1 protein-coding gene is annotated in these 668 nt (G+C 48.5%); it reads right to left on the bottom strand.

Annotated elements, in window-relative coordinates; all coding sequences use genetic code 11:
- The coding region (locus ACR0JG_RS20765) for a hypothetical protein (RefSeq protein WP_480572541.1) at positions 1–668 on the bottom strand (668 nt) is incomplete at both ends.

The following is a 668-nucleotide window of genomic DNA, read 5'->3' as shown; positions in this document are numbered from 1 at the left end:
ACTCTGGTAGTATGCGCTATCAACAGGACCGCGGGACGGACCTGTTGTCCCCACTGTACCGTCGATATCCTGAGGCAGACCGGTATTGTAATATGATCTCTCTCTTGACTCTAGCACATCGCCGAGAAGGTCCACATTGCTCCAATGAATGTTGTAGCTATCCTTCGCCAGAACCACGTATTTCCTGTACCCTCCGGTATTTTCAATGATGGAATCTTCTATGTGGATATTCTGCACGGCCCATTGCTTGGCATTGCTAGGGTTCAGATAACCGCCGTCGTCCAGTGTTGTGGCAACAACCGCATTGTTGTTGTCGATGAATTCCGAATTTGTAATACGGATATTCTCATTGATGGGTGTCCCGGCGAGGAAATCATTCGTTGTGTTAAAACCCGATTTAATATCGAGCCCAGTAAAGCCACCAATGAAATAGCTATCCGTAACAACGGAATCCTTGAAGCCACCCGTACTGTCTATCCCGTCTCTGTTGGGGTTCAGAAAGACAGAGTCAGACACGGTTACATTAGACGTGTAGCCTCCATCCTGACCGGGAAGGGTCTTAATACCATCCCTCAACGCCCCATCAAAAAGAGTGTTGTGGATCGTTGCACCGGTGACATCTCCTAAAAAGCGCACCTGCGTCGAAGCGCCGATAAATTCACTGTCTT

The sequence above is a fragment of the Ruegeria sp. AD5 genome (assembly GCF_056542345.1).
Note: the sequence above shows the minus strand (reverse complement) of the source record. Positions and strands in the feature narration are given on the sequence as shown.